This is a genomic window from Streptomyces sp. NPDC006207 (assembly GCF_040613835.1).
In the GTDB taxonomy this organism is placed as follows: domain Bacteria; phylum Actinomycetota; class Actinomycetes; order Streptomycetales; family Streptomycetaceae; genus Actinacidiphila.
In genome coordinates this window covers 1-6,432 of sequence record NZ_JBEXSX010000131.1, presented here as the reverse complement: position 1 = coordinate 6,432, position 6,432 = coordinate 1, and the positions used below count along the sequence as shown (strand labels likewise).

3 protein-coding genes and 1 pseudogene are annotated in these 6,432 nt (G+C 62.5%); 2 read left to right on the top strand and 2 right to left on the bottom strand.

Features of this window, described 5'->3' with window-relative positions:
• Nucleotides 1-357 precede the first annotated feature (357 nt).
• Nucleotides 358-1,335 (top strand): phosphotriesterase family protein, encoded by a 978-nt coding sequence (locus ABZ312_RS44750; RefSeq protein ID WP_500440201.1) that lies wholly within the window; start codon nt 358-360, stop codon nt 1,333-1,335.
• Between the two features lie 391 nt (nt 1,336-1,726).
• Here the strand turns inward: ABZ312_RS44750 and ABZ312_RS44745 are convergent, their stop codons facing one another.
• Both ABZ312_RS44745 and ABZ312_RS44740 read right to left on the bottom strand, forming a co-directional pair.
• Nucleotides 1,727-3,874 carry an ATP-binding SpoIIE family protein phosphatase gene (locus ABZ312_RS44745; RefSeq protein ID WP_500440200.1) on the bottom strand — a complete coding sequence of 716 codons (2,148 nt, stop codon included), beginning with the start codon at nt 3,872-3,874 and terminating at the stop codon, nt 1,727-1,729.
• Between the two features lie 438 nt (nt 3,875-4,312).
• Complete coding sequence (locus tag ABZ312_RS44740; RefSeq protein WP_500440199.1) at nt 4,313-4,675, bottom strand: hypothetical protein; 363 nt, start codon at nt 4,673-4,675, stop codon at nt 4,313-4,315.
• Between the two features lie 903 nt (nt 4,676-5,578).
• On the opposite strand from ABZ312_RS44740, the pseudogene ABZ312_RS44735 reads away from it, so the two are divergent.
• Nucleotides 5,579-6,283, top strand: a pseudogene (locus ABZ312_RS44735) (IS5 family transposase); the annotation flags it as partial.
• Nucleotides 6,284-6,432 lie beyond the last annotated feature (149 nt).

Below are 6,432 nucleotides of genomic sequence, written 5' to 3'. Positions count from 1 at the left end.
AGATACGACAAGCGCGGCTACGTCTACCTCGGCACCGCCACCGCAGCAGCACTCGCCATCTGGCTCCGCACATGATCGCCCGGACAAGTCCTAGTCGGCCATCACGGCGCCGAGAACGGCCAGAGACCATCCCGGCCAACGGACTTCGCCCCCGCACAAGGACTGTGCGCGGGGGCGAAAGACCGCGGGGACGCGGTGCACGAGAGTGAACGGCATGCGGCCAGCGGTGTCGTACACCGGTTCGCCAAAGCAGCGAGCCCGGCACGTAGGCGCTCTCGATCCGCCGGACCACACCTCACCAGTAGATCAAGACCGGCGCCACGCAGGCGACACCGGTGAGAATGACGAAAGGCCCGCATGACCACGACCCCCCAGGTGCACACTGTCCGCGGCCCCGTGGCAGTGGGTGACCTAGGCACCGTCCTGATGCACGAGCACGTTTTCGTCCTGAGCGAGGAATTCCGGCAGAGCCTTCCGGAGACTTGGGACGAGCAGCAGCGCATCAGTGACGCGGTGACCCGACTGAAGGCCCTCGCCGCCACCGGTGTCAGGACCATCGTTGACCCCACCGTGATCGGGCTGGGCCGCGACGTGACGCGTGTCACCCTGGTGAACCAGCGGGTTGACCTGAACATCATCGCGGCCACGGGCATCTACACCCTGGCCGATGTCCCGAACTTCTTCCGCTACCACGGGCCGGGGACGCTGCTCGGCGGTCCCGAGGGCATGACCGAGCTGTTCGTCCGCGAGCTCACCGAGGGCATCGCCCACACGGGCATCAGGGCCGCCTTCCTGAAGTGCGCGATCGAGGACGACCTCACCCCCGGTGTGGAGCGGGTGATGCGGGCAGTGGGCCGGGCCCATCTGCGGACCGGGGCACCCATAACTGTGCACACCAACCCCCACGCGCGCACGGGCCTGGTCGCGCAGGAAGTGCTGCGCAGCGAGGGGGTGGACCTCGGGGCGGTCGTGATCGGTCACAGCGGTGACACCACCGACTTGGAGTACCTGCGCCGGCTCATCGACAACGGCTCCTATGTCGGCATGGACCGGTTTGGTCTCAACATCTTGCTACCCGAGGACCAGAGGGTGGCGACCGTGGCGGCGCTTGCCGGGGAGGGACTCGCAGAGCGAATGGTCCTGTCGCACGACGCGTCCTGCCACATCGACTGGTTCCCGCCCGGTGTGCGCGAGCAGATCGCGCCCGACTGGCATCACACCCACCTGCACGACATCGTGCTGCCGGCACTGCGCCGGGCCGGCGTGACCGAGGCACAGCTCACGACCATGCTGATCGACAATCCGCGCCGGTACTTCACCCCGGCCGGCAGTTGATCCGTCCACGCGGCCGCCTGCACCTCGGGTCCGCCAGGTATGGGACGATGCCATGCCTGGCCGTGCTGGCTCGCTGGATTTTGGCCAGGAAGCTGCATGGTCAGTAGCAAGCCGAGAGTGTCGGTGACGACGATCGGCTTGCGGCCCATGATCTTCTCACCCGCGTCAATCCCGCGGGTGCCAGCCAGAACGTGTCCGCGGTGCGTATCCGCTGCGAGTCAATGCCGGCCGCGAGCTCAGCACTACGGCCCTCAGCCTGGCGGACCCGAGAGCGCAGGGCGTCGTGGACGCAGGCCACGGCGCCCTCGTCGTGTCAGCGCCGAAATACCAGTAGACGGTCTGCCGCGGCCCCGGAGCCATCCATTGCATGGTGGTACGCAAGAACTATTTGTTAGCGCGCGGGCAGGGGCCCGCTCACCGGAAGATCGAACCACACGGTCTTGCCCTGTCCGTTTGGGGAGTTCCCCCATGAAGTCGCGAGTGCGGCGACGATCAGGAGCCCTCGGCCCCCTTCGGCCTGGTCCTCCTCGCGGGGGATGGTCACGGGCGCGGCAAGGTGGGAATCATTGTCTCGCACCGAGACATGCAGTCGGTCGGGGTACTCCCGAAGCTGTACATCCACATCACTGTCGCCGTGGACGAGCGCGTTGGTAACTACCTCCGACATGAGTAGCTCTGCCTCCTCATTGAGGCAGGCAAGGCCATGGTTGAGGGTGCGGTTCTGGAGCCATTCACGCAGGAAGATACGGGCGCGCCGAACTCCTTGCAGGTCACTGCGTTGCAGCTTGAACTGCCCGACAGCGTGCGCTGCTGACGCTGTGCCTTCGTAGCGGAGCAGGAGCAACGCTACATCGTCGGGTGAGGGCGAATCGCCAGCGGCTTCGGCGATCAGATGATCGCCCAGTGTCTCCAGCTCGCCACCGGACTGTATGAGCGCCAGTTCAAATAGATCAGGTGTCAGTCCTTCAGAGCGGTAGGTCAGACCGTCAGTGAAGAGGGCAAGCAGCGCGTCGGCTTCTAGGTGGAAGTCCGTGGTCTGGTACACCGGATGGTCTGCGACTCCCAGGGGCACCCCTACCTCGACCAGATCGCTAAGGTAGTGCCCGTTGCATTCACGGACCAGTGGAACGGGATGGCCTGCGGTACTCAGCTGGAATCTTCCTGTGGCTGGTGCGATCCACAGGCAGCAGCAGGTCGCCAGGAGGTCCGTTTCCAGATCGAGCAGCAGCTGATTGGTCCGTTCCAGGACCGCGCCGGGCCCGTGCCCTTCGGCTGCATAGGCACGCACAGCGCTGCGCAGCTGTCCCATCACCACTGCCGCAGTGGTGCTGTGTCCCTGAACATCGCCGATTACGGCGGCTACCCAGCCATCGGGGAGGCGCATGAGGTCATACCAGTCCCCGCCCAGGTCGACTCCTCCCACAGCCGGCAGGTAGCGGCTCGTGCTCAGAATTCCGGAGACCGGAGGCAATGACTGGGGTAGCAACGCTTGCTGAAGTTTCTTGCCCAACGTGTAGTGAGCGTCAAAGGTCCGTGTCCGGTCGAAGGCGAAGCCCATCATGCTAGCCAGCGCGGTGAGTGCGGACTCCTCGACCGGGGTGCACAACCGCCTGCGTGGGAAAGCCAGGGAGCAGGCACCGATAGCTCGTTCCCTGGTGAGTAGCGGAAGTACAACCCAGGTCTCGTTGGTTTGCATCTCAGGCGTCTCATCCAGTGAACCAATGCGTTCCTGAATCCGCATCTCGCGGATAGCCTGAGACTCTATCGATAGCTTGCTGATATGTAGACCGTCGATTTTACGCAGGTATTCCCGTGAGCAATTAGCCGATCCCACCAGTCGTAGCCGATCCGCCTCGATCAAGCTGAGAGCCATAGCGTGTGCACCAAATCCCGACATGACGCGCTTAATGGCGAACTCTGTCGCGTCTTCGGTGTGGCTGGCGGATGACAAGTGAACGCTCAATTTTTGCATGTGATAAGAAATTGTGGGGGCGGCGTCTTCCGGGTCGTCGACGCCGATTGCAGTTTCCTTTCCAGTCGTCACGAAAGGAATGGTGTCCGGATTGATGGTGTTGCCTTGGGGGTTGTTTCCTAGATATTCAGAAATCGCCGAAGCTTCCCGCTCAAGGAAATTAATTTCCTCGGGGTTTGGCTCGTGAAACATCCTTATCCAGAAAACGGTCAGGACGCCGAGGCAATAGTCATCAAATAGTGCCGGTATTGCGGTGATCGTGAAGGGGAAAGGAGCGAATGTCGATAGGTGAGGATGGTCTTTGATCATGTCTGCCGAGTGGGCAGTGTTCTCGCTGCGTGTCCTGTAAGCAACAGCGGCTGGCAGTACCTGGTCGTCGACCGGAACACGTTCGTCTGGCGCCAGACCGACAGGCGACACGGCAACGACTGCGGCCCCCAGCTCTGGCTCACCCTCCACCGGGAGGTAGACCGACGCTGCTGCTGCACCCACGCGGCGCATCGAGCGTTTTGCCGCGGCTACGAGCGGGGCGTGGCCTGCACTTACGAGTGCTTCCAAAGTTGTCACACCTGCCTCCTCCGCGGCGCGACCTGCAACCCAAGCTTGGCTTCGTACATTTCTGATGCGGTTCCGAAGCGGGCTCGAAAAATCAGCCTGCCGCCGTGTGGTCCTGGGAGCCATGGTGGGGGTTTGAGGTGGTGGCCGGCCTCATGGCTCGGCAGTTGGCAGAGACGGACCGTGAGAACGGGGTGGGTTGGCGTAGACCGGGGTACACAGCAAACATAGCGGTTCATGCATGGGACCGCCAGGTTCCCCCTCTACCCCGAACCCCGAAGTCGTGGTGATGCGAGAATAAGGCGGATGGCGACGCGAGCGGAATTAACGCTCGGGGGTAGGATTCGCAGTGGCGTTATCTCAGATGGCGCGACGTGGTTGTCAGGAAGATGGGGGGATGTGCAACCAGTGCTATGAAAATTTGCCGGTTGCTGCCTCCTGACGGGAAGCCTACAGTGGGGCCTCGGCCGGTCCATCGGTCTTAACGTCGGCGAGGCGGTACTCCCTGCATGCAGTAGCTAGCAGGCTGCAAAGCCAGGCCTCGTGATTGACGCCTGCAGGCAGCAGCGAGAAGGACACGTACGCCCGTGCAAATGTCTCCAGCACCAACTGTTCTGCACCAGGAGCGTTACCGGTCAAATGCAACGCGGCGCGGTAAATTGGGCTGATGAAGATCATTACTTCACGTTCGAAGCGAGTGTCTACATCCAGATTATGCTGCTCCTGCATGGCAACGGGAACGCTTTCATTGCACACGCCCCAGTCCTCCCGCCCCGTGAGTGAACTCGCGGCGTTCAGGGTGGGTTCGCTCAAGCTAGGCGTGTTGGCCTCTCGATATAGATCCGCTTGCGTGAACGCAGGCTCGCTGTCGTTTCGCGTGCTTCCGCTGGAACCCTTGTAGCGATGTCGGCCAACCCCTGGACCGAACGAGGAGATACCCGACGCTATCCAATTCATCATGTCATTATCCTGTTGAGGGCTCGACTGTTGAAACCTTTGGAGCTCGCGGGTGGCGACTGCAGTGGCTGGGGAATTTGAGAATTAAATGGGCCTATCCGCAATGGAGCCCCTGGTCTGCTGTAGGCGAAATTTGCTGTATGGAGGTCGCTTCCCCGCATCAAGCATGAGAAGTGCCGGATGCGGGGAAGCGCTCGTTACCCCTGCCATCTGATGTTCAGGGTCAGAGGCAAGGGAATCCCTGGCCCTGTGCCGACCGACTTAGGTTGTGGAGATAGAGGCCTGAGTGAGTCGCTTGGGGCGCAAGCCCAAGATAAGCATCCCCATCCATCATGGGCGTCGGTCAAATGGCTTAGTTATCGGGAGGCTTCTGCCTGATAGGCCGACATGGTGGACTGGCCGCGACGGAGTCCGGCGGCAGGAGCGTGCTTCGACTCAGGGCGCGGTCGACCAGAAGGAGTCGCTCAACTACCAGGAAAATAGTTGGAGTTGATGCAGGAAGCAACTGCGTCTGAAGTTGACGGCGCTGCTTGTTGCTGGGGAAAGGCTGCGGGTGTTGATGAGTCAATCGGTCGTTTGATGGCCGCGGCATCTCATTTCGCGAATGGGGTAGCCGTCTGAAGTCCCATCCGGAGGCGGTGAGTCCCATTTTGTCCCGAGCCCGGGGGCCGATTCTGGTAGACCGGCCAGGCCCGAAGGCGACTGGCTGAACGACCGGACCGCTTCCGCTAGGTTCTGTCCGGTGTGCCGTTCCTGCCAATGTCCGGTGGATGCGTGGACGTTGATGCGACCACCGGCGGTGATCAACGGGATCCTGTTCCGCGTCCGTACCGGCATCCCATGGCGTGACTTGCCCCGAGCGTTTCGAGAGGTGGAAGAACGAGCGGTATTGGCGCTGGTCAGCCGCTGGAACGTGGGAGACGGTCCTGCAGGCCGTCATGGCGGACGCCGACACACAGGATCGAGTGGACTGGAGCATGGTCAGCGTCGACTCAACCTTGTGCCGGACCCACCAGCATGCGGCCGGGGCACCGCGAAGAGCACCGTGGGTCTCGAAGGCTGATCGACGCCTCGACAGCGCCGCCGGCGAAGGACTTGGACGCTCCCGGGGCGGCCTGACATGCATGATCTACCTCGGGGGCGAGGGCGGACACCGCCCGCTGGTGCTGCTGATCACGCTGGCCAGTGGGGCGACAGCCCGCAAATGATTCCCGTGCTCGAACGGATCCGGGTGAAACGACCCGCTGGCGGCCACTCACGCATGTGACCCGACCACCTGGGTGGCGACAAGGCCTACAGCTCCCGGCGCAACCCCCGTTACCTGCGTCGACGCCAGATCAAGGGATCCCCGAACCGAGGGACCAATGCGTGAACCGTCGGCGTCGGGGCAGCAAGGGCGGACGGCCAGCCAGGTTCGACACGGAGTTGCACAAGCGTCGTAACGAGGTTGAGCGCACAATCAAGTAGCTCAAGCACTCCAGTGGCGTGGCAACCGGCTATGACAAGCGCGCCTATATTTGGGCTTGATCCTCTTTGACGGACACCTGAGATCAGGGGTTTGCGCCCCGGAAGGAAGATGTCTGTCATGGAGAGCATGGGGAAGAAGAAGCCGC

Coding starts and splice junctions, on each gene's coding strand:
- ABZ312_RS44750 (WP_500440201.1), top strand. CDS start 358: ATGACCACGACCCCCCAGGTGCACACTGTCCGCGGCCCCGTGGCAGTG.